Below are 21,559 nucleotides of genomic sequence, written 5' to 3'. Positions count from 1 at the left end.
GGCGCGTCATCGTGACCCAGACTCGAAGGAGGTACCCGTGCCCCCGTCCACCGAAGCCGTCGCGGCCCCCGGCGCTGGGCGGCGGTCCGCCGGCCGCCGGCTGTCGCCGGGAGCGCGCAAGCGCCTGGTGGTGCTGCACGTCGTCGTCTCGGTGAGCTGGCTGGCCCTGATGCTCTGCCTGCTCACCCTGGCGGTGACGGCTCTCACCACCGACGACGCCGACCGGCTGAGAACGGCCTACCGGGCGATGGGCCTGCTCGGCGACGCACTCGTCCTGCCGCTGAGCCTGCTCACCTTCCTGAGCGGGGTGGCGCTGGGGCTCGGCACGTCCTGGGGCCTGTTCCGGTACTACTGGGTGAGTACCAAGTTCTGGCTGACGCTCGGCGCGATGGTGGCCTCGGTCTTCGCCCTCACCGCCCGGCTGCACGACGCGGTCCGGGTGGCGGACGCCCACCCGACCGGCCCCGTCCCGGTGGCGGAGCTCGGGTTCGTCCGCTACAACTCGGTGATCGTGCCGGCGGTGGCCCTGGCGCTCTACCTGTTCAACGTGATCCTCTCGGTGTACAAGCCCTGGGGCCGCCGCAAGGCCGCGGGCGCACGTCCGGGCCGAATACCCGGTGCCTCGGGCGCGGCCGCTCCCGGCCCGGAGTCCGAGGGCCGGTGACGGCGCGCCCGGGCACACCGGCCCGGGGAATGCCCGTACGCCGGGTGGGCGTTGTCCACCCACGTGACCAGCGCTACGCCCGCGACCAGGCTCTCCGTCCTCGACCGCTCCCGGACCAGGCAGGGCGAGGAGCCGGCGCAGGCACTGCGCGACACCGTGGCCTTCGCCCGTGAGATCGAGCGGCTGGGCTACCACCGCTTCTGGGTCTCCGAGCACCACGGCGTGCCCGGGGTGGCCGGGTCGGCGCCCACGGTCCTCGCGGCGGCGGTCGCGGCGGCCACCAGCCGGATCCGGGTCGGCACCGGCGGGGTGATGCTGCCCAATCACCAGCCCATGGTGGTGGCCGAGCAGTTCGGGGTGCTGGCGGCGCTGTTCCCGGGCCGGATCGACATGGGGCTCGGCCGCTCGGTGGGCTTCACCGACGGCGTCCGGCGGGCGCTCGGGCGGGAGAAGGACGCGGCCGACGACTTCGGTGGCCAGCTGACCGAGTTGCTCGGGTACTTCGACGGCACCCAGCAGGTGCACCGCGGCGTTCACGCCCGCCCGGCCGAGGGCCTGCACGTGCCGGCCTTCGTACTGGCCACCGGCGCGGGCGCCGAGCTGGCCGCCGAGGCCGGGCTGCCGCTGGTCATCGCCGCCGCGCGCGGGGAGGAGCGGATGCTCGCCGCCCTCGACGGCTACCGCCGCCGCTTCCGCCCCTCCGCGCAGTCCGCCGAACCGTATGTGGTGGTCTCGGGCACGGTCGCGGTGGCCGAGACCGAGGAGCAGGCCCGTGACCTCCTCCTCCCGGAGGCCTGGGCCGGCGCCTACTCCCGCACCCACGGGGAGTTCCCGCCGCTGGCCCCGGCCGCCGAGATCCGGGCGCGCACGATGAGCCCGCGCGAACGGGCGGCCTTCGAGCAGTCGCTCAAGGGCCACATCGCGGGCACCCCGGAGCAGGCGGCCGCCGAGCTGTCCGCCCTGGTGGCGCGCACCGGTGCGGACGAGGTCCTGATCGCCACCAGTACCTACGACCGGTCCGCCCTGCTCGACTCGTACCGACTGCTCGCCGAGGCCGTCGGCCAGCTCTGACCCGCTGCGGCCCGGCGCCCGGGCGGATTTCTGACCAGCCCTGCTGACCTGCTACTGTTCTTCTCGTCGAGGGGAAATGATCTTCCGAAGCGGAGGATCCCAGGAACCCTCGAACATGCGTCAGCGGTGCTACCAGAGCACGTCCTACTTTCAGTAGGAAGAGTCCGTGCGACCCGGGCCTGGCGCTCCATCCGAAGGGGCCCGTTCCGTCAAGGAACGGGCCCCTTCGTCATGTCCGGCTGCGCCCCGTTCGCCCGCGCCCCGCCCGGCCGTACCCCGCCCTCGGCGCCGGCGTGCGCCGAGGCCTCTTATCGCACTTTCGCTTTCGAAACTCCGGGCCCCGATCCGGTATCGGTCAAGGTCCCGTGCCAGGTGGCCGACGAGTGGCGGTCCGCGGCGGCTGACCGGCCAGCAGTTTTGCCGCTCCGGTAGGGGCGGCGCATCGTCGCACCTTGGCCGGAAGTCGCCGTAGTTGGTGTGAATATGCCATTGGAATGTTCGTCAGATGGAATCCGGCAGTAGCCTTCCGTGTCGAACCTGCCACTGCTGGTGGCGATCCGGCCGGATCTGCGCTGCGCCCGGCCACCCAGACCCCCTCGAAGGAGCCGGTGTGCCGGGTATCGACGAATGTCTCTCCGGAGCGATGGCGATCGCCGGAGCCCGCTCGGCGAGCCTGGTCGACTGGAGCAGCGGACTCGCCCTCGGCAGCCTGGGCGAAAGCCCGGTCGGCGAACACGAGACCGCCGCCGCCGAGGCAACCGACCTGGTGCGCGCGGCTGTTGAGAGCCAGACCTTCACCGCGGCGGAGGACCGGCGCTCGCCGTTGGAGGACATCATCGTCACCGCGGGCCGCAGCTACCATCTGATCCGCTTCATCGACACCGCCTTCGACAGCCGGCTCGTCCTGCACCTCTGGCTCGACCGCGAGTCGGGCAATCTCGCCGTCGCCCGGTTCCGCCTCCAGGCCCTCGTCGAGGACCTGGTGCTGGGGTGAACACGGGGCCCGCACCGAGCGTCGCATTCCAGCCAGCCCTCCGGCGGTGGCCCGCGTGACCGCCGCGCCGCCCCTGGCGGAGCCCGCCGACCACCACGTCCAGCCCACCGCGCCGAGGTCCCCGGGCGAGGCCGTCGCCCTGCTCGCCGCCCGCCGTGCCACCGGGGCCCTGCGCGGCCCGCTCGGCATCCTGTGGCTGGTCGACGGGCAGGTGACCGCCGCGGAGTCCCCCCGCGCGCCCGGCCTGGCCGACCTGCTCACCGGCTGCGGTCGGCTCACCCCCGAGGCGTGGGCCGACCTCCTGCACCGCCACGGCCCGCACGGGCGGGTCGGCGAGGCACTGGTCGACCGGCAGCTGCTCACCCGCGGTGAACTCGAACTCGGCCAGCTGGGAACGCTGTTCGATGCCGCCTACTTCGTCCTCGCCGACCGGGCCGGCGGCACCTGGTGGTTCGAGTCCGAGGCCCGGCACTGGCTCGGAACGGTGACGCCGGTCGACCCGGCGCGGCTCGGCCGCGAGGTCGAGCGCCGGCGCCAACTCCTGGACCGGATCTGGCCCTGGCCACAGCTCGACACCGCGCCGGTACGGCCGGTCGAGCACAGCAGGCGCGCCTCCCACCGCCCGCCCGGGCGTCGGCGGCGCGAACTGCTGGACCACGCCGACGGCCGAAGAACCCCGGCGGACCTGGCCCGGCTGCTCGGCCGCTCCGGCTTCGGCGTGACGGCGGACATCCGCCGCCTGGCCGCCGCCGGACTGCTCGACACCCCTCGGCACGCCGCGCCGGCCGCCGAACCCGTCCCGTCGGCCGCTGAACCCGCCCGACCGGCCGCCGAACCGGGCCCGTCGGCCGCCGTGCCCGCCAGACCTGGCGGCGGCCTGCACCGCAGGGTCCCCGGCGCCACCCTCCGCGGCCTCCCGGGCCCCGGCCCCGCAGCCGGCGGCGGCCTCGCGGTCCCCACAGCCCCCGCAGTCCCCGTAGCCCCCGCCCCCACGCGCTCCGACCGACCGCCCACCACGGCAGCGGCCCACCCGCTGGCCGTCCCCGACCCGGACATCGCGCTGCTGACCCGGGTCCGAGACCTTCTGGAGGCCCGACTTTGAGTCACTCCCCGCCCGCGACCCCGCCGTACCGGCCATGAGGCGGGCACTCAAGCAGCGTGTCGGAAGGAGACAACTGATCGCCTTGGAGACCGAGCTGCTCGCCGAACTCCGCGCCGTCAAACGTCGCGTCCCGCACCTCGCGGGCGGGCTGGTGGCCAGCGTGGACGGCCTGTTGGTCGCGCATGACACCCACGGGACCGAACCCTCGGGCCTGGCCGCGATGACGGCGGCCTCGCTCTCGCTCGCCCAGCGGCTCGCCGACACCACCGGGCAGGGGGAGTTCCGCGAGTCCGTGGTGCGCGGTGAGCACGGCTACGTCGCCACCTACGCGGCCGGCGGCAGCTGCGTGCTGACCCTGCTGGCGCTCCCGGACGTCAACGTCGGCCGGCTCCACCTGGAGGCCCGCCGCAGCGCCCGGCACATCGCCGAACTGCTCAACGACGCCCTGGTGCCGAAGGATCCGCGCGACGCGCTCTGAGCTGTCCCGGACCGTCCCGTCCGGTCCCGGACCGGACCCCCGCCCACCCCTGTACCAGCCAACCGACCCACCGGCCCACCGACCCACCGACCCACCGACCCACAGGAGTTGATCAGAATGACCGACGCAGCCGGCGCGCTCAAGCAGGCCATGACCGTCATCGAGGGCGCCATCGGCGCAGCCCTGGTGGACTACAACAGCGGCATGGCGCTCGCCACCCTCGACGGCCCCGGCGGCCTGGACCTCAACGTCGCCGCGGCCGGGAACACCGACGTGGTGCGCGCCAAGATGCGCACCATGGACATGCTCGGCCTCCAGGACGGCATCGAGGACATCCTCATCACGCTGAGCAGCCAGTACCACCTGATCCGCCCGCTCACCGGTCGCACCGGCAAGGGCCTGTTCCTCTACCTGGCGCTGGACAGGAGCCGCGCCAACCTGGCGATGGCCCGCCACCAGCTGGTCAGGATCGAGGCCGACCTGGAGGTCTGACCGGGCACCGGCACGGCCCCGGCGGCGGCTCACACCCCGCCGGGCCCCGCCCCGTCCGGCTCACACTCCGCCGGGCCCCGCGCCCGCCGGCCCCGCCCCCGCCAGCCCCGCTTCATCCGGCTCGGCCCACCGGACCTCCCCGCCGGCCAGCCCCGCGCAGACCGCCCCCTCGGCGGTCAGCACGCTCCACGGCGCGAGCACCGCGTGCGGCGGGACGGACAGTTCACCACCCTCCGTGAAGCCCAGTTCCAGGCCGCCGGCCAGGGTGATCCGGGCGCTGCCGACGGTCCGGCCGACCAGGGCCTGCAGGGTGGGCGTCGGCCGGAAGGTGAGCTCGGGGAAGAAGTGCCCGACCTCCTCCGGCCTGGTGAAGGACGGCGCCGCGAAGCGGAACTCGTGCACCACCCGTACGGTCACCGGCCCGTCGAGCCGCAGGTCCAGCCGGTCGCCTCCGCTGACCGCCTCGACCGTCCGGCCGGCCAGCACCTCAGTGATCGTGTTCTGCATGCTCCCAGTCTTCACCCGCCGACGCGTTCCCAACCACGGGACCGACCGGCCGTCCGCGCACCAGCTCGACCGGTCCGCCCGACCGCTCCCGGGCGGCGAGGGCGGCGGCCACCCGGTCCCAGGACGGTCCGGAGAGCAGCGTCCGCGCCTCGGCCGGGTCGCACAGCCGCCACTCCACCAGCTCCTGCTCCTGGAGTGCGATCGTGCCGAGCAGCTCCTCCGTCACCGCTCCGCCGTCGTACACGTACACCAGCACGGCGGTGTCCAGGCCGGTCGCCGGATCGGCCCCGGGATCGGCCGTCGTCCCCGGCTGCCAGTCCAACGCCAGCAGCCGCCCGGGCTCGACCTCCCAGCCCAGTTCCTCGCGGATCTCCCGCTCCGCCGCCGTGCGGGGCGTCTCCCGGTCCGCCTCCACCCCGCCGCCCGGCAGCGTCCAGTACGGCACCATCCCGCGCGGCCCGTCCCACGGCCGCAGCCTCACCAGCAGCACCCGCCCGTCACCGTCCGTGAACAGTGTCCGCGCCTTCGCCCGGATCCGGGGCCGGGTGGCGTAGTAGGTGTCCCGGTCCATCGGCGGTTCCGGCGGCTCCGGCGGTTCCGGTGACTCCGGCGGCCCCGCCGAGTCCGACGGCTGCCCCGCGCTCGGTACCAGCCCCGGCGCGGCGGCCAGCCCGGTGTACTCCGGTACGGGCTCCTCGGCGGGCAGTACCCCCAGGGTGTGCCCCACCGGCCGACTGTCCTCCAGCTCCAGCGGCCCGGCCTCCCGCGGCGCCCGCAGGCAGGCCGCCACCCGGCGGGACAACCGCGGCGGCAGGGCGTGCCCGGCCTCCTCCGCCGTCAGCCAGACCCAACCGCCGACCTCCGCCGCGTCCGGCCGGATCGCCGACACCTGCTCCGGCGTCAACGCCTCGGCCCAGTACAGGTACGCCACGATGGGCGGCCGGCTCGGGGACATCGCCCAGTCGACGCACGCCAACGGTCCCAGCCGGGGCGTGAACCCGAGTTCCTCGGCGATCTCCCGCACGGCCGTCTCCCGCGGCGACCGGTCGGCGGGTTCCCACCCGCCACCCGGGATCGCCACCGGATGCTTCCGGTCGTACGGCAGCCGCACCACCAGCACCCGCCCCCGCCCGTCCGGGAACAGCACCCCGGCCGCCGCCATCGCCTCCCGCCCCGTCACACCCGACGCCTCCACCCTGGCTCCCTCCACCCTGACACCCTCCACCCCGACTCCCTTCACCCGCTCGTCTCCCGGGGGACGACATCCCCACGCGCCCGATGGTTCCCACCCACCCTCCACCTCGATCACCACCCAGGAGTGACACGCCCACCGTCGGGGCCGCACCGGCGAGCAGCCACCCATCCCGTGTCCCCCCGGCATCAGCACTCCCGCGCCCCGGACTCCGACCAGCCACCCCACCACCCACCCCGCCCGCTGGACGATCACCCCAGCGAGGCCAGGGCCTGGGCCGCCGCCCGGGCCATCTGTTCGTCGTGGCGGGCGCTGGAGCCGCGGAGGCGGGCGGCGCCTTCGACCGCCGCGAGGGCGAGCAGTCCCGGGAGGAGGTCGGTGCTGCGGGCGGCGAGCCAGCGGGTGCCGCGGGTGGCCATCCACCACAGGTCGGCGGCGAGGCCGGGCGGGGGTTCGGCGGGGTCGGCGGCGGGCGGTGGGCCGAGCGGGTGGCCTCGGGTGTGGAGCAGTTCGTGGAAGCGGCGGGCGATCAGGTGGTGTCCTTCGGCGCTGGGGTGGAGGCGGTCGACGCTGAGCAGGCCGCGTTGCTCGCACCAGGGCAGTTCGGCGATGTGCAGGTGGACGGCCCGGTGCCTGGTGGTGAGGGCGTGGACGACGGTGTTGACGGCGCGCATCCGCCGGGCCAGCGGTCGGGCGAGCGGGACGGGGAGCCGGAGGAGGGTGCCGGGGTCGGGCAGGCAGGCCGTGAGCAGTACGGCGCCGTGGCCGGAGAGTTCGCCGAGGGTGGCGTCGAGTTCCCGGGTGGTGCGGTGGATGTCGAAGCCGGCCCGCAGGGTGTCGTTGCCGCCGACCAGGACGGCCGCCAGTTGGGGCCGGAAGGCGAGTGCTGCCGGTAGTTGACGTCTCGTCAGATCAGCGGTCAGTGCGCCGCTGTACGCCAGGTTGGTGAACTCGACGTCCTGCCCCTCGGGTGCCATTGACCGGGCGAGGACGGCGGCCCAGCCGCGCCACTGCTCGCCGACCTGGTCCCCGACGCCCTCCGTGAGCGAGTCGCCGAGCGCGACGAAGCGCAGCAGTTCGCCTGCCGTGGGCCGGTCGTCGGCGGTCCGGTCAGGCCCCGCGTCGAGCACGCTCATCCCAACTCCTCTCCGGGGCCTCGGAGTTGCGGACCCCGTGCGCGGCCAGGAAGGCGGCCACCGCGGCCGGCCAGCCGTACCGTTCGGCCTGCGCCCGGGCGGCGTCTCGCCGGGCCTGCTCCGGGCGGCGGAGCAACTCCCTGACGGCGGCGGCGAATCCGGCCCCGGTGTCGGCGGCGGCCGCCCCGGCGAGCCCGATCAGGCCGGGCAGGGCGGAGGAGCGGCTGACCGCGACCGGGGTGCCGCAGGCCAGGGCCTCCAGCGCGGCCAGCCCGAAGGTCTCCACCGGTCCGGGGGCCAGCACCACGTCCGCGCTGCCCAGCAGCGCGGCCAGCTCCGCCCGCCCGTTCAGGTGCCCGAGGAAGCGTACGGGCAGCCGCAGTCGGGCGGCCCGGGCGGCGAGCCGTGGCCGCAGCGGTCCGGTCCCGGCCACCACCAGGACGGCGGGGAGGCCCCGTGCCCGCAGCCGGGCCAGTGCCTCGACGGCGCGTTCGGGGCGCTTCTCGGCGGAAAGCCGGGAGCAGAGCACCAGCAGGACGTCCCCGGGCGCCGCGTACCGGGCCCGTTCCACCACCCGTACGGCCGTCGGCAGCGGGCGCATCGCCGCCAGGTCGACCCCGAGCGGGGCCCGGACCAGGTTGGGCACGCCGATCCGGCGGAACTCCGCCGCCGCCCAGTCGGTGGTGCACAGCACCGAGTCGTAGCCGCGGGCGGTGGCCGCGTTGAGCCGGTCGGCGGCCGCGGCGGCGAGCGGGCCGGGCAGGCCCCAGGTCCGCAGCACCCCGGTGGCGCTCTCGTGCGAGACCATCACCGAGCGGACCCCGTGCCGACGGGCCCAGGCGCCGGTCCAGCGCAGGGTGGTGCGGTCGGAGACCTCCAGCCGGTCGGGGCCGAGCCGGGTCAGTTCGGCGGCGACCGCCCGTCGGTCGGCGAGCAGCCGATAGCCGCCGCTGGCGGGGAGCACCGGGCCGGGCAGGGTGATCACCAGGCCCTGCTCGGTGTCCTCCTCGGTGCGCCGTTCGCCGGGCACGATCAGTACGGGCCGGTGTCCGGCGGCCCGGTACCCGGCGCCCAGGTGGCGCAGCGCGGTGCGCAGGCCGCCGGAGACCGGGGTGACGAAGTTGGCGAGCCGCACGATGGTCAGCGGCCCGCCGCGGGGCGGCGGAGTCATGCCGGCAGCTCCTCCGGCAGGACCGGCACCACCGTCCCGGCCGGTGTCCCCAGTGACCCGGGCTCTACCTCGGCCCCGACTCCGACCTCGGCCCCGACCTCGGCCCCGCTGTCGGCCTCGGCCCCGACTCCGGCCCCGCCGCCGGCCCCGGCCCCGACTCCGATCCCAGCAGGCGAAGGCGAAGGCGAAGGAGCCACCCCCACCCCCCGATGCTCCGCCAGCACCTCGGCGTAGTGCCGCAGCAGCAGGTCCCCGACCGCCTCCCAGGTCCGGGCGGTCACCTCGGCCCGCCCGGCCTGCCCGTACGCGGCCCGCCGGGCCGGGTCGGCGGCCAGTTCGGCGACGGCCCGGGCGACCGCCGCGCCGTCGCGGGGCGGCACCAGCAGCCCGGTCCGGTGGTGGGCGACCAGGTCGAGCGGGCCGCCGGCGGCCGGGCCGATCACGGGGACGCCGCTGGCCATCGCCTCCTGGATGGTCTGGCAGAAGGTCTCCAGCGGGCCGGTGTGGACGAACACGTCGAGGGTGGCGAAACATCGCGCGAGTTCCTCGCCGGTGCGGCGCCCGAGGAACACCGCGCCGGGCAGGGCGGCCCTGAGGCCGGGCGCCGAGGGGCCGTCCCCGACCACCACCACCCGCACCCCGGGCAGGGCGGACGCGGCGGCCAGCAGGTCGACCCGCTTCTCGGGCGCGAGCCGTCCGACGTACCCGACCAGCACCTCCCCGCCGGGGGCGAGGGCCCGGTGCAGCGCCTCGTCCCGGTGCCGGGGGTGGAAGCGTGCCGAGTCCACGCCGCGCGGCCACAGCTGGACCCGGGGCACCCCGTGCGCGGTGAGGTCCTGGGCGGCGGGGGTGGACGGCGCCAGCGTGCGGGCGGCGGCCCGGTGCACGGCCCGGATGCGTCGCCAGGCGGCGGCCTCGCCGAGCCCGCGCCCGGCCCGGTAGGCGTGGGCGTACCCGGCGAGGTCGGTCTGGTAGACGGCGACGGCGGGTACGCCGAGCCGGGCCGCGACCTGCATGCCGCGCGCGCCCAGCACGAACGGGCTGGCCAGGTGGACGATGTCGGGCCGGTGCCCGGCCAGGGCGGCGGCCAGCTGCCGGCTCGGCAGGGCGATCCGCACCTGTGGGTACCCGGGCAGCGGCACCGACGGGATCCGCACGACGGGGATCCGCTCCGCGTCGGCGCCGGAGCCGAAGGTCTGCGGCGGGCACTGGGCGCCCCGAGCCGGTGCGGGGGTGACGACGAGGGGCCGGTGGCCCCGGCGGAGCAGGTGCTCGGCCGTCCGCAGCACGCTGTGGGCGACTCCGTTGACCTCGGGAGGGAAGGATTCGGTGACGATGGCGACGCGCATGCCTGTGTTGTGTCCGCGCACGGCGTGCACCCGGCCAAAGGGATCTGTCGTACAAGCGAACGCGGGTCGGCGATTTGCACCGCCGACCCGCGGGTCGTCCTACCGTGGTCCCTCGGCCGGCCCTCCGGGGTCCGCCGCGGACCCCGCTGCCGCCTCAGGCGGACCCGGCCGTCTCCTTGAGCTCCGCGTACGGCGCGAGCTTGCGGATCGACTCGATGCTCTTCAGGCAGTCGTCCTTGCTCTCCTGCGGGTCACCGGTCACCACGACGGACCCGTTGCTCGCCTTGAGCCGGAACCGGTGCATCCCGCTCTCGTCCGTGTACAGCTCGAACTTCCCAGCCATGCCGTCAACAGCCTTTCGCTCGACAACCCCCTGGCACCGCACCGTAGGCCCAAATCGATTGGAGCGCTCGCCAGTTGACCCAGCCGAGTGGCGACCGTTCGAGTCGCGGAGCCGGGTGCCGTGCGGCCGCCGGATGAGCTGGACGAGACGCCGATGCCGATGGAGCCGGCTTCCGGCCTACCCGGCGCCCCGGTCCGTGGTGGCGCGCAGGGACCCGAGCAGGCTGAGGGCCTGGGCGCTGGAACTGCCGGGCTCCGCCTGGTACACGACCAGCTGCTGGCCGGGGGCGTCGCGCACGTCGAAGGCCTGGTAGGTGAGGGGCAGTCGGCCGACGTCCGGGTGGAGGAAGTGTTTGGCCTCCTGGGTCTTGCCGCGCACCGCGTGATCTCCCAGGTGGTTGTCGGTCACACCCGCAGCCTACGGAGAGTCTGACGTGCCCGGCCCGGGTGTACCGCACCCAGGCAGGACACGTCCTGGTCGGTCACCCGCGCCCCGCCCAGACTCGGGTCCTGATCCACCACGAGCACCCCGTGTTCCACCACCAGCACCCGTGTTCCACCAAGAGGAGAAGCAGGCATGACGCAGGCAGCCAAGGTCGTACTGGTCACCGGGGCGAGCAGCGGGATCGGGGAGGCGACCGCCCGCCGGCTCGCCGCCGCCGGCCACCGGCTGTTCCTCGGGCCCGGCGCACCGACCGCCTCGACGCGCTCACCGGTGAGCTCACCGCCGCGGGCGGCACCGCGGCTCGTCGTCCGCCCTGCGGCGAGCGCCCAGTGACCCGAGTGACCGTCCACGTCGGCGGGCGGGCCGCCGCGGACGGACCGCCGCGGACGGACCGTTGCAGGCGGATCGGTGCAGGCGGACCCGTGCGCGTTCGGCCCCTCACTCGATCTGACGAACCGCGCGCTGCGCTCCACCGAGTCGTCCGCAGGGGGCTGGATACTCCGGGATCACGTGTGTGCACCGGCCGTGGCGGGGCGCGGGCACACGTCTCCCATCTGCGGAAGGACACCGGATCATGCAGTCGATTCCCGGCCCCGGCGGCCCCGGCGGCGAACAGGGCACGGTCGGCGGGCCGACCGGCGCGACCACGACCACGGTCATGCCGGCCCGCCCCCACGTGCCGTCCCCGGACGGGCCCAGGACCGGCGGGTACACCTGGCCCGGGCTGGACGAGGAGTTCACCCGGAAGGTCGTCGAGATCGCGCGGACGGCCGAGGGGCGCGAGCTGGCCGAGTCGCAGGTCTTCGAGATCGTCCGGGCGCAGCCGCAGCCGCAGGGACTGCCGTTGCGGGTGCGCCCGCAGCTGCGCCACGAGCTGGACGCGTTCGTCGCCTCGTACCACCGGGTGATCGAGGCGGTGGTGGCCGCCTGGGAGCACGACCGCCACCTGCGCGAGGTGCTGACGCTTCCCCAGGTGCTGCACGACCACGTGGCCGCCGCCCGCGACACCAGGGTGCACCTGCTGCGGATCGACCTGCTGCCCCAGGCCGACGGCACGCTGCGGGTGCTGGAGACCAACGCCAACTGCCCCGGCGGCCTGCCCGGGGCCGGCCGCGGCCGCTCGGCCTGGCGGCCGCTGCTGGCCCGGCACGGCGTCGAGGTGCCGGGCCCGCTGCCGGCCGACGACCCGCTCTGGCCGGGGAGTTGGCTGCTGCGCCTGGCGGAGCAGCACACCGGCACCCGTCCGGAGACGGTGGCCCTGCTCTGCCCGGACGGCAGCTACCGCGCCGACACCCGTGACTACGACACCGCCCTGACGGCCCTGGGCGTCCGGGTCCTGCACGCGGACCCGCGTGAACTCTCGCTCGACGGGCGCCAGGGCGTCGCCGTACGCGGGGAACCGGTGCGGCACGCGTTCGCCAAGGTCGGCATCCAGGACCTGCTCCGGATGGGCGACGACGCGGCGCCCTACCTGGAGGCCGTACGGGAGGGGCGGCTGTTCGTGCAGAACGGGCTGCGCGGGCGCCTGATCGGCGACAACAAGCTGTGCCTCGCCGTACTCTCCGACCCGCGCTTCGCCCACCTCTTCGACGCCGCCGACTACCGCCGGGTCCGTCCGGCGATCCCGTGGTCGCGCAACCTCGCGCACTGCGACGCCGCGACGCTGCGCGCCGTCCTCCGCGACCGCGACCGCTACGTCCTCAAGCGCCCGCTGGACACCCGCGGCAACGGTGTGGTGATCGGCCGGGAGGCCGCCGACGCACCGGCCTGGGAGGCCGCCGTCGACCTCGCGGGCACCGAGGGCTGGCTCGTCCAGGAGTACGTGACCAGTCCCCACCTCCTCGGTGTCGTGGACGGGCCGGCTCCCCGTCACGACGTGGCCCTGGGCGCCGTCGACGGCCGTCTGGTCTCGGCCTTCTCCCGCGCCGGCCACGGGGAGCGCCACAACGTCGCGGGCTCCGGACGGCCGCACCCGCTGTACCTGTGAACCGGCCGGGCGAGGTGGTGCCACCCACGGGTCCGCGGCGGGAGCTCCCCGCGCCGGGGCGGCCGGTGCCCGACCGGAGGCGAGGGAGCGGGGACGTGGACGTGGACCTGCGTGTGGACCCGGACCTGGGCGGGGCGATCGTAGGCTCCGACTCGGGCCCGGCCCCGGCTGCTCCCGCCCGGCGGCCCCGGCCCCGGCCCCGCCCGCCTGTCGGCGTCAGCGTCAGCGTCTGGCGGCAGAGGAACTTCCAGGTCCTGTGGTCGGCGCACACCGTCAGCGAGTTCGGGACGCGGATCACGTTCTTCGTCATTCCCGTGCTCGCCCTGACGACCCTGTCCGCCTCGACCGGCCAGCTGGGGCTCGTCTCGGCGATGGAGTCCCTGCCGTTCCTCCTGGTCGGCCTGCCGGCGGGCGCGCTGCTCGACCGGTGGGACCGCCGGCGCGTGATGGTCGTGGCGGACGTCGGCCGGGCCGTGGCCATCGCCCTGCTGCCGGTCGCCCACCTGGCGGGGGTGCTGAGCGTGCCGCTGCTCTGCGCGGTCGGGTTCGCCATCGGGCTGTGCACGGTGTTCTTCGACATCGCCGACCAGGCGTTCCTGCCGACGGTCGTGGCGCGGCAGCAGACCCCGGACGGCAACAGCCGGCTCGAGTTCTCCCGCTCGACGGCGGAGCTGGCGGGCCCCAGCATCGGCGGCCTGCTGCTGCAGAGCGTCGCGGCGCCCCTGGTCCTGGTCGTCAACTCGGTGAGCTACCTGGTGTCCGCGCTGCTCCTCTGCCTCATCCGGACTCCCCGGGTGCCGCTGCCGCGGACGAGCACCAGGATGCGCACCCGGATCGCCGAGGGGCTGCGGTTCGTCTTCCGCCACCGGACCCTGCGCTCGCTGACCCTGGCCACGGGCATCAGCAACCTCGTCGGCCTGAGCGGCGCACTGGGGGCCGTCCTGACCGCGTACGCGCTGCGCGACCTGCGGCTCTCGCCGGGGGAGCTCGGGCTGGCCCTGAGCGTGGGCAACTGCGGGGCGCTGCTGGGGGCCGCGCTCAGCGGCCGGGTCATCAGGCGCGTCGGCCTCGGCCCCGTCCTGGTCGCGGCCAAGTCCATGTCGGGGATCGCCGTGCTGGTGCTCGCGACCGCGGCGCCGGCCCGTGCCGTGCCGACCCTGGGCGTCGCGACCGGCATCATGGCCTGCGGCATCACCGTCTACAACATCGGCCAGGTGAGCCTGCGCCAGGCCATCACCCCCACCGGCCTGCAGGGCCGGATGAACGCCTCCGTCCGGTTCGCCATCTGGGGCACCCGCCCGCTCGGGGCACTGGCCGGCGGCTACCTCGGTTCGGTCCTCGGCACCCGCCCCACGCTGTGGACGATCGCCGGGATCGGCCTGCTCTCCTGCCTGCCCCTGATCGCGACCGAGGACCTCCGGACGCTGCGGGCCTTCCCGTCCCGGCCCGAGCTACCGGACACTTCCTAGCCCCCGGACTTCCCGGCCAGCCCGGTGATCGTCGCGGTGAGGATGCGGGCGAGCCGGGGTTCGACCTCGACGACGGCGTGGGCGAGGCGGGGGTCGCTGCGGTAGAGGGCGGCGACCTCTGGGCCCGGGTTGGCGATCTGCCACATGGCGCCGGCGAGGGAGACGGCGGTGGCGATCAGGTCGAGGACGTCCTGGTCGTCCAGGGTGGGCAGCTGTTCCTGGACCGCCGCGGTGATCGGTTCGCGGGCGGCGACGGTGGCGAGTTTGAAGTCGCGGACGGTGGTGACGGAGACATGGCGTTCGAGGTTGAGCGGCGCGTGGGCGAGCAGGTCGCAGAAGCTCCCGCGGTCCGCGAGGGTGCCCGCGAACGCTTGGGCGACGGTCGCCGGGCTCGGGTCCCGGGTCTCCCGCAGCCGTGCGGTGAGGGCCTGCGACCACTCGGCCCAGCCCTCGGCGGTCAGCCGCAGGAAGATCTCCTCGCGGGTCTCGAAGTACCGCAGCAGTGCCGACTTGTGCATCCCGACGGCGGAGGCGATGTCGGTCAGGGTGATCTCCCTGATGCCGCGCTCACGGCCGAGTGCCGCGGCCGCCTCCAGGATCGACGCCTCGCGTCGGCGCTTGGCCTCGGGCGAGCGTGCGCGCTGGAACTCCGGTGCGTCTGCCATCCACCCATGGTAGAGCAACACTGTTGCCGTAATACCGCAACAGCGTTGCACTATTAACGCAACGGTGTTCTACTAATGGCACGGAGCGGAACGCGACGGAGGGCGAGATGAGCGACATGAGCGACATGAGCGAGATGACCCACATGGAGAGCACGGAGACCGTGGAGCACGGCAAGGAGCAGGTCTGGTTCATCACCGGCAGCTCGCGCGGCTTCGGCCGGAGCCTGGTGCGCGCGGCGCTGGCGGCCGGCGACCTGGTGGCCGCGACGGCCCGACGGCCGGAGCAGCTGGCCGACCTCGTCGAGGAGTTCGGCGAGCGCGTGCGCCCGGTGGCGCTCGACGTGACCGATCCGGCGGCGGCCCGGGCGGCCGTCGCGCAGGCGCGGGCCGCCTTCGGCCGGATCGACGTACTGGTCAACAACGCCGGGTACGCCAACGTCTCGCCGATCGAGACCACCGAGGACGCCGACTTCCGGGCCCAGTTCGAGACCAACTTCTGGGGCGTCTACCACGTCACCAAGGCCGCGCTGCCGTTGCTGCGCGAGCAGAAGGGCGGCCTGGTGATGCAGTTCTCCTCGGTGGGCGGCCGGGTCGGGGGTTCGCCGGGCATCGCCTCGTACCAGGCGGCGAAGTTCGCCATCGACGGGTTCAGCCGCGTCCTGCGGGCCGAGCTCGCGCCGTTCGGCGTCAAGGTGCTGGTCGTCGAGCCCAGCGGCTTCCGGACCGACTGGGCCGGCTCCTCGATGGTCGTCCACGACGTCCCGGAGGCCTACGCGGAGACGGTCGGCGCGATCAACGAGCGGCTGCGGCAGGGTGGCGACGGCGCGGCCGGGGACCCGGACCGGGCCGCCGGGATCCTGGTGCGGATGGCCAGGCGCCGCGACGTCCCCGATCATCTGCCCCTCGGGGTGAACGCGGTCGAGGCCTCGATCGCGCAGGACCGCCGGCTCCTGGAGCAGGACACCAGGTGGCGTGAGGTCTCCCGCTCGGCCGACTTCGCGGAGCCCTACCCGGTCGCCTTCCCGCCCGATTCCGAGCGGTGAACCCCGAGCGGTGAACCCCGACGTCGGCGGTCAGTTCACCTGCCCCTGCCCCTGCCCCTGCTCCTGGCGGTGGCGGCGGCCGGCCAGCCAGACGTAGACCAGGATGCCGGCGAACAGGAACAACACGCCCTGGTAGACGGCGGCGTAGCCGGCCCCGGCCAGCAGCCAGATCGAGAAGGCGAAGGCGCCGAGGCCGAGCACCGCGTCGCGGACCAGGCGGGTGCCGTCGACCTTGTCGGTGGCGCCGCGGACCAGCCAGTACAACTGGGCGGCGGTGGACAGCAGGTAGGGCACCACGGCGGTGAAGGTGGTGATCAGGACCAGTACGTCGAACGCGCCCTTGGCGCCGCTGGCGAAGTTGACCACGGTCAGCACCGAGGCGAGCGCCACGCTGACCAGCACGCCGAAGGTCGGCACGCCGCGCTTCTCCTTGCCGAAGGCGGCCGGGAACAGGCCGTCCCCGGCGGCCGCGTACGGCGCCTGGGCGGCCAGCAGGGTCCAGCCGTTGAGTGCGCCGGTCATCGAGACCAGCGCGGCGACGGCGATCACCGTGCCGCCCCAGGTGCCGCCGAACATGGCGTTCACGGCGTCCGAGAACGGCGCGCTGGAGTCGACCAGTTGCCGGTGCGCGACGGTGCCGAACACCGCGAGGGTGCCCAGCAGGTAGACCACCGCGGCGCCGCTGGTGCCGAGCACGCTGGCCCGGCCGACGTTGCGCTCCGGGTCGCGGACCTGGCCGGCGCTCATCGCGGCCGACTCGACGCCGACGTAGCTGAACATCAGGATCGCCGCGGCGGCCGTCATACCGCCCATCCAGCCCTGGCCGCTGGCCTCGAAGGGCCCGACGTTCTTCGGGTCGAAGAAGAACAGTCCACCCACCGAGATCAGCAGCAGCGGGATGAACTTCAGTACGGTGGAGACGAGTTGGACCGCCCCGACGTACCGGGTGCCGGCCAGGTTGGCCAGTGCGGGCAGCCACTGCAGCGCCAGCGCGGCGGTGATCTCCAGCGCGACGTCGTGGTGGATCGGCAGCAGGACGTCCAGGTAGCCGACGGCGGCCACGGCGAGCGCGGCGTTGCTGACCACGGCGGTGATCCAGTACGACCACGCCGACAGGAAGCCGGCGAAGTCGCCGAAGGCCTCGCGGGCGTAGACGTACGGCCCGCCGGTGCGCGGGTTGCGGCGGGCCAGCTGCCCGAAGACCAGCGCCAGCGCGATCGAGCCCACGGTGATGACGGCGAAGGCGAGCAGGCTGACCGTCCCGAAGGGCGCCACGGCGGCCGGGATCATGAAGATGCCGCCGCCGATGATGTTGCCCATCACCAGGGCGGTGGCGACGGGCAGCCCGAAGCGGCCGTTCTTCGACGGTCCCGCATCGACGTGGTCCGGGGGCTCCGGGCTGCTCGGTGACGTCGTCTGCCGGGTCGTCTGCGGGGTCGCCTGCCGGGTTGCGGCGGGGCTGGTCTGCATGAGGGTGGTGCGCCTTTCGTGGTCCTGCCTGCGCTCGGTGGAGCGACCGTTCATGCTCGGACCGGGCGGCACCTCGCACCAAATCGACGGGATTTGTTCATTTCGCCCGGCGGAACACCGCAAGACTTGCGGTCGTACGCCCGCCGGACCGGCACTCGTCCGGTGCGCCCCGCGAGGGCGTTCGACCCGGAACGCGGGCGTACGACCGCGTTCGTCCGGCCGGGGGAGATGTGTCACCCGAATGCCTCAGCGCGGTTGCGGCGCGCGCGCCGCCTGCGGGTTCGTGTGCCAACCTTGGCCCGGCGCCTCCCCGGTGGAGCGCCGCCCGGCCCGTCGGACCGGCTCGAACTGGCCGTTCGGGGGCGTGGGTTGACGACCAGAGACCAACCAAGAGGACATCAGATGTCGCTTCGTGGGAACATCCGCAAGTTCGCCGTGATCACCGTCGTGACGGGCGCTGCCGCCCTCGCCGCGCCGGCTCCGGCGATGGCGGCGTGGCACGCGTCGGACTCCTCGTCCAGCGCGAGCCTGGAGTCGGGCTCGGCCGGTGTCGGCCTCTTCGGCCCGCACGCCAGCTGGCTGAACGCCCACTCGCACATGGAGGACGCCTGCATCGGCGACTGCTGATCCGGCTGATCCGCAGCTGAGCCCGGGGACCGCCCACAGCGGTCCCCGGGCTCACGGCCGTCCGGGCGCCAGGCCCACGGCCGTCCGGTCCCCGGGCCCACGGCCGTCCGGAGATCGAGCTCACGGCCGTCCGGACACCGCGGGCGGAGCCGGCGCGCGGGACAGCCGCCCCGGCCACCATAGGTGCCGGTCCAGGTCCATGGTCAGCGCGGTGACCAGCACCGAGCGCACCACCAGGGTGTCCAGCAGCACCCCCAGCGCCACCGCGAACCCGATCTCGGCCAGCCCCACCACCGGCAGCGTCCCGAGCACCGCGAAGGTGCCGGCCAGGATCAGCCCGGCCGAGGTGATCACCCCGCCGGTCGCGGACAGCCCGATCAGCGCGCCCTGCCGGGTGCCGTGCCGGGCGGACTCCTCCCGCACCCGGGTCATCAGGAAGATGTTGTAGTCGATCCCCAGCGCGACCAGGAAGACGAAGACGAACAGCGGGAACGCGTTGTCCTCACCCTGGAAGTGGAAGACGTGCGCGAAGAACAGCGCGCTGATCCCGAGCGCCGCCGCGTACGACAGCACCACGGTCGCGATCAGCACCAGCGGCGCGGTGACGGCCCGCAGCAGCACGGCCAGGACCAGCAGCACCACGCCGAGCACCAGCGGGATGATCGCCCGGTTGTCGTCCCCGGCGGCCCGCCCGGCGTCCAGGACGACGGCGGTGTTCCCGCCGACCTTGGCGTCCGCCCCCGGTACGGCGTGCACGGCGGCGCGCACCCGGTCGACGGTGGCCTTGGCGGCCGGGCTGTCCGGCGGGTCGGCCAGGGTGGCCCGGAACAGTGCCCGCCCGTCCCGCACCACCGGTGGCGAGGTGTCCACGACCCCGGCGGTGGACTGCGCGGCGGCCCGTACGGCCGGGGCGCCGGCCGCGGCGGAGACCACGGTGAGCGGGGCGCCCGTCCCGCCCGGGAAGTGCTGCTCCAGCACCTGCTGGCCGACCACCGAGTCCGGCTTGCCGGTGAAGGAGGCGGCCGTGCCGAGCCCGTTGGCGTTCAGCGAGACCAGCCCCACGCAGCAGGCCGCGAGCGCCAGCGCCGTCCCGACCCACACCTTGCGCGGCCGCCGTCCGATCCAGGCGCCGACGTGCGCCCAGCGGCCGGTCCGGGTCGGCTCCGGGGTGCCGTAGGCCGGGCTGACCGGCCAGAACACCCAGCGGCCGACGATCACCAGCAGCGCGGGCAACAGGGTCAGCATCGCGGCCAGGGCGACCACGACACCGATCGCCAGGACCGGGCCGAGGCCGCGGGTGGAGTTCATCCGGGCGATCAGCAGGCACAGCATCGAGGCGACCACGGTCGCCGAGGAGGCCAGCACGGCGGGCCCGGCCCGGTGCAGGGCGTACGCCATCGCCTCGTGCCGGTCCTGGTGCCGGCGCAGCTCCTCCCGGTAGCGGGCGGTGAGCAGCAGGGCGTAGTCGGTGCCGGCGCCCAGCACCAGGACGATCAGGATCCCGGCGCTCTGCGCGTTGACGGTCAGCCCGGCGTGCTTCGCCAGCAGGTAGACGAAGGCCTGGGCGACGGTCAGCGCACCGGCGGCGGAGAGCAGCGGCAGCAGCCACAGCACCGGGCTGCGGTAGGTGAGCAGCAGTAGGACGATCACCACGCCGACGGTGGCGGCGAGCAGCGAGCCGTCGATGCCCGCGAAGGCCTTGGCCTGGTCGGCGGCGATCCCGCCGGGGCCGGTGACATGGGTGGTCAGGCCGGGGCTGTCGGCGGCCGCGGTCCGCCGCAGGGTGTCCACGGCGGGCTTGAGGTCGTTCCAGCCGTTGGTGCCGACGTCGATCGGCACAATGGTCTGCATCGCCTGCCCGTCGGCGGACACCACCGGGCCGATCACCGGCCCGACCACGTGCGGGACGGCGGCGAACCCGACGGCCTGCCGGGCGGCCTCGGCCCGGTCGGCGGGGGTGATGCCGGTGGTCCGCTGGTAGACGACGACGGCCTGGGCGGTGTCCACCGGCTGGAAGGCCCGCTGCTCGTTCAGCACCTGGGTGGACTCGGCGCTGCCCGGCAGCCAACTGGACGCCTGGTTGTCCTCGGCGCCCATCAGCTTCCCGGCCGACGGGCCCAGCACGATCAGCAGCACCAGCCACAGGGCCAGCACCACCCACTTGCCCCGGCGCCCGCAGGGCAGCGCGGCCAGCTTCCGAGTCGTGGACATCCGCCCACCCCCAGGTGGCGATGGATCGTGCAGGTGGCGTGAACCGTTCCAGCCTGCCACCGCCCCGCCCGACCGGCAGCTCCGGCGGTCGACGGCCGGACGGGGACCCTCGGACGCGGGCCGCCACGACGGGCACGGTCAGGACGGGCACGGTCAGGACCGGGACGGTCAGACGGGGCGGTCAGGACCGGGACGGTCAGACGGGCACGGCCGCCCGCTCGCGCAGCTCCCGCAGCACCGCGATGTCCATTGCGTGCCCGGTGCCGTCCCCGCCGTGCTTGCGGTCCGGGGTCTCCACCAGCAGGGGCACCCCGGCCGTCTCCGGGTGCTCGAACAGCTCGCGGAACGGCTCCGCGCCGATCATCCCGGCGCCGATGTTGGCGTGCCGGTCCTTGCGGGCGCCGACCACGTCCTCCGAGTCGTTGGCGTGGATCAGCCGCAGCCGGCCGGGACCGGCGGCCGAGGCCAGCGAGTCCAGCGCGGCCGTCACCCCGCCGGGGGCGGCCAGGTCGTGCCCGGCGGCGAAGGCGTGGCAGGTGTCCAGGCAGACGCCGACCTTGGGGTGCCCGTCCAGCGCCTCCACGTACTCGGCCAGCTGCTCCAGCCGTGAGCAGAGCGAGCTGCCCTGGCCGGCGGTCGGCTCCAGCAGCAGCCAGGGCGCGTCGTCGCCGAGCGCGTCCAGTTCGTCCAGCAGCGGCCGGACGTCGGCGCGCACCTGCGCCATCGCCTCGGCCCGGCGCGAGCCGCCGCCGGGCGCGGTGCCGACCGCCGAGCCGGTGTGCAGCACGACGCCGAGCGCGCCGATCGAGTGGCCGCGGTGCAGCGAGTGCCGCAGCGAGTCGGCCGAGCGCTCCCGGGTGGCCGGGTTGTCCGAGCCGAAGTTGATCAGGTACGGCGCGTGCACCCAGGCCGGGATGCCCTGCTCGGCGCAGGCCGTACGGAACTCCTCGTCCTGGGCCGGGTTGCCCGCGGGCGTGGCCCAGCCGCGCGGGTTGGCCACGAACACCTGCACCGTCTCGGCCCCGACCCGGCTCGCGTACGCCAGGCCCGTCCCGGCCAGGCCCCGGCCGGCCACCGGGACGTGGGCGCCGATCGGGTTCCGGCGGGCGGCGGGGGTCGGTCCGGTCGCGGTGCTCATGCCCCC

Annotated in this window: 19 protein-coding genes and 3 pseudogenes; 11 read left to right on the top strand and 11 right to left on the bottom strand. The window is 74.7% G+C overall.

Annotated elements, in window-relative coordinates; all coding sequences use genetic code 11:
* Positions 1-37: 37 nt before the first annotated feature.
* The 6 genes from ACIQWA_RS20215 (at position 38) to ACIQWA_RS20190 (ending at position 4,801) form a co-directional block, all read left to right on the top strand.
* Positions 38-664 carry a DUF2269 domain-containing protein gene (locus ACIQWA_RS20215; RefSeq protein WP_402484222.1) on the top strand — a complete coding sequence of 209 codons (627 nt, stop codon included), beginning with the start codon at positions 38-40 and terminating at the stop codon, positions 662-664.
* A 63-nt stretch (positions 665-727) separates the two neighbouring features.
* Positions 728-1,735 carry an MsnO8 family LLM class oxidoreductase gene (locus ACIQWA_RS20210; protein WP_402484220.1) on the top strand — a complete coding sequence of 336 codons (1,008 nt, stop codon included), beginning with the start codon at positions 728-730 and terminating at the stop codon, positions 1,733-1,735.
* Positions 1,736-2,345: 610 nt separating this feature from the next.
* Positions 2,346-2,729 carry a hypothetical protein gene (locus ACIQWA_RS20205; protein WP_360237141.1) on the top strand — a complete coding sequence of 128 codons (384 nt, stop codon included), beginning with the start codon at positions 2,346-2,348 and terminating at the stop codon, positions 2,727-2,729.
* Positions 2,730-2,784: 55 nt separating this feature from the next.
* Positions 2,785-3,831: a hypothetical protein gene (locus tag ACIQWA_RS20200; protein ID WP_402484218.1), complete on the top strand. Its 1,047-nt coding sequence runs from the start codon at positions 2,785-2,787 to the stop codon at positions 3,829-3,831.
* An 82-nt stretch (positions 3,832-3,913) separates the two neighbouring features.
* The gene (locus tag ACIQWA_RS20195; RefSeq protein WP_360237138.1) at positions 3,914-4,309 is read left to right on the top strand and encodes a roadblock/LC7 domain-containing protein; all 396 of its coding nucleotides are present in this window, start codon (positions 3,914-3,916) and stop codon (positions 4,307-4,309) included.
* Between the two features lie 117 nt (positions 4,310-4,426).
* Positions 4,427-4,801: a hypothetical protein gene (locus ACIQWA_RS20190; protein WP_360237137.1), complete on the top strand. Its 375-nt coding sequence runs from the start codon at positions 4,427-4,429 to the stop codon at positions 4,799-4,801.
* A 60-nt stretch (positions 4,802-4,861) separates the two neighbouring features.
* On the opposite strand, the gene ACIQWA_RS20185 is transcribed toward ACIQWA_RS20190, so the two are convergent.
* The 7 genes and pseudogenes from ACIQWA_RS20185 to ACIQWA_RS20155 all read right to left on the bottom strand — a co-directional run.
* Positions 4,862-5,308 carry a DUF6188 family protein gene (locus ACIQWA_RS20185; RefSeq protein WP_402484216.1) on the bottom strand — a complete coding sequence of 149 codons (447 nt, stop codon included), beginning with the start codon at positions 5,306-5,308 and terminating at the stop codon, positions 4,862-4,864.
* Complete coding sequence (locus tag ACIQWA_RS20180; RefSeq protein WP_402484214.1) at positions 5,289-6,488, bottom strand: NUDIX hydrolase; 1,200 nt, start codon at positions 6,486-6,488, stop codon at positions 5,289-5,291. The genes ACIQWA_RS20185 and ACIQWA_RS20180 overlap by 20 nt, the downstream gene beginning before the upstream one ends.
* A gap of 263 nt (positions 6,489-6,751) precedes the next feature.
* A complete protein-coding gene (locus ACIQWA_RS20175; RefSeq protein ID WP_402484212.1) occupies positions 6,752-7,636 on the bottom strand; it encodes an SGNH/GDSL hydrolase family protein in 885 nt (294 codons plus the stop codon).
* Positions 7,611-8,807, bottom strand: coding sequence for a glycosyltransferase (locus ACIQWA_RS20170; protein WP_402484210.1), 1,197 nt, complete (start codon positions 8,805-8,807; stop codon positions 7,611-7,613). Before ACIQWA_RS20170 ends, ACIQWA_RS20175 begins: the two co-directional genes overlap by 26 nt.
* A 200-nt stretch (positions 8,808-9,007) precedes the next feature.
* A pseudogene (locus ACIQWA_RS20165) lies at positions 9,008-10,156 on the bottom strand (glycosyltransferase family 4 protein); the annotation flags it as partial.
* 154 nt (positions 10,157-10,310) lie between these two features.
* Positions 10,311-10,499, bottom strand: a complete 189-nt coding sequence (locus ACIQWA_RS20160) for a YegP family protein (RefSeq protein ID WP_402484208.1) — start codon at positions 10,497-10,499, stop codon at positions 10,311-10,313.
* A 177-nt stretch (positions 10,500-10,676) separates the two neighbouring features.
* Positions 10,677-10,883, bottom strand: a pseudogene (locus tag ACIQWA_RS20155) (transcriptional regulator); the annotation flags it as partial.
* Between the two features lie 192 nt (positions 10,884-11,075).
* Here ACIQWA_RS20155 and ACIQWA_RS20150 point away from each other — a divergent pair.
* From ACIQWA_RS20150 to ACIQWA_RS20140, 3 genes and pseudogenes are all read left to right on the top strand, one after another.
* Positions 11,076-11,245: pseudogene (locus ACIQWA_RS20150) on the top strand (SDR family NAD(P)-dependent oxidoreductase); the annotation flags it as partial.
* A 272-nt stretch (positions 11,246-11,517) separates the two neighbouring features.
* On the top strand, positions 11,518-12,930 hold the full coding sequence (locus ACIQWA_RS20145; protein WP_402484206.1) for a hypothetical protein: 1,413 nt from the start codon (positions 11,518-11,520) through the stop codon (positions 12,928-12,930).
* 95 nt (positions 12,931-13,025) lie between these two features.
* Positions 13,026-14,399 carry an MFS transporter gene (locus ACIQWA_RS20140; RefSeq protein ID WP_402484204.1) on the top strand — a complete coding sequence of 458 codons (1,374 nt, stop codon included), beginning with the start codon at positions 13,026-13,028 and terminating at the stop codon, positions 14,397-14,399.
* Here the strand turns inward: ACIQWA_RS20140 and ACIQWA_RS20135 are convergent.
* The gene (locus ACIQWA_RS20135; protein WP_402484202.1) at positions 14,396-15,064 is read right to left on the bottom strand and encodes a TetR family transcriptional regulator; all 669 of its coding nucleotides are present in this window, start codon (positions 15,062-15,064) and stop codon (positions 14,396-14,398) included. The genes ACIQWA_RS20140 and ACIQWA_RS20135 overlap by 4 nt on opposite strands.
* Before the next feature lie 143 nt (positions 15,065-15,207).
* Between ACIQWA_RS20135 and ACIQWA_RS20130 the strand changes: the two genes are divergently transcribed.
* Positions 15,208-16,107: an SDR family NAD(P)-dependent oxidoreductase gene (locus ACIQWA_RS20130; RefSeq protein ID WP_402484300.1), complete on the top strand. Its 900-nt coding sequence runs from the start codon at positions 15,208-15,210 to the stop codon at positions 16,105-16,107.
* 30 nt (positions 16,108-16,137) lie between these two features.
* Here ACIQWA_RS20130 and ACIQWA_RS20125 read toward each other — a convergent pair whose 3' ends face one another.
* A complete protein-coding gene (locus ACIQWA_RS20125; protein WP_402484298.1) occupies positions 16,138-17,577 on the bottom strand; it encodes an amino acid permease in 1,440 nt (479 codons plus the stop codon).
* A gap of 402 nt (positions 17,578-17,979) precedes the next feature.
* On the opposite strand from ACIQWA_RS20125, the gene ACIQWA_RS20120 reads away from it, so the two are divergent.
* Positions 17,980-18,204: a hypothetical protein gene (locus ACIQWA_RS20120; protein ID WP_402484201.1), complete on the top strand. Its 225-nt coding sequence runs from the start codon at positions 17,980-17,982 to the stop codon at positions 18,202-18,204.
* 120 nt (positions 18,205-18,324) lie between these two features.
* Here ACIQWA_RS20120 and ACIQWA_RS20115 read toward each other — a convergent pair whose 3' ends face one another.
* Together ACIQWA_RS20115 and ACIQWA_RS20110 are read right to left on the bottom strand one after the other, a co-directional pair.
* Positions 18,325-20,415: an MMPL family transporter gene (locus ACIQWA_RS20115; protein WP_402484199.1), complete on the bottom strand. Its 2,091-nt coding sequence runs from the start codon at positions 20,413-20,415 to the stop codon at positions 18,325-18,327.
* A gap of 196 nt (positions 20,416-20,611) precedes the next feature.
* A complete protein-coding gene (locus tag ACIQWA_RS20110) occupies positions 20,612-21,553 on the bottom strand; it encodes a deoxyribonuclease IV (RefSeq protein ID WP_402484197.1) in 942 nt (313 codons plus the stop codon).
* Positions 21,554-21,559 lie beyond the last annotated feature (6 nt).

The sequence above is a fragment of the Kitasatospora sp. NPDC098652 genome (genome assembly GCF_044760155.1).
GTDB lineage: Bacteria > Actinomycetota > Actinomycetes > Streptomycetales > Streptomycetaceae > Kitasatospora.
Note: the sequence above shows the minus strand (reverse complement) of the source record. Positions and strands in the feature narration are given on the sequence as shown.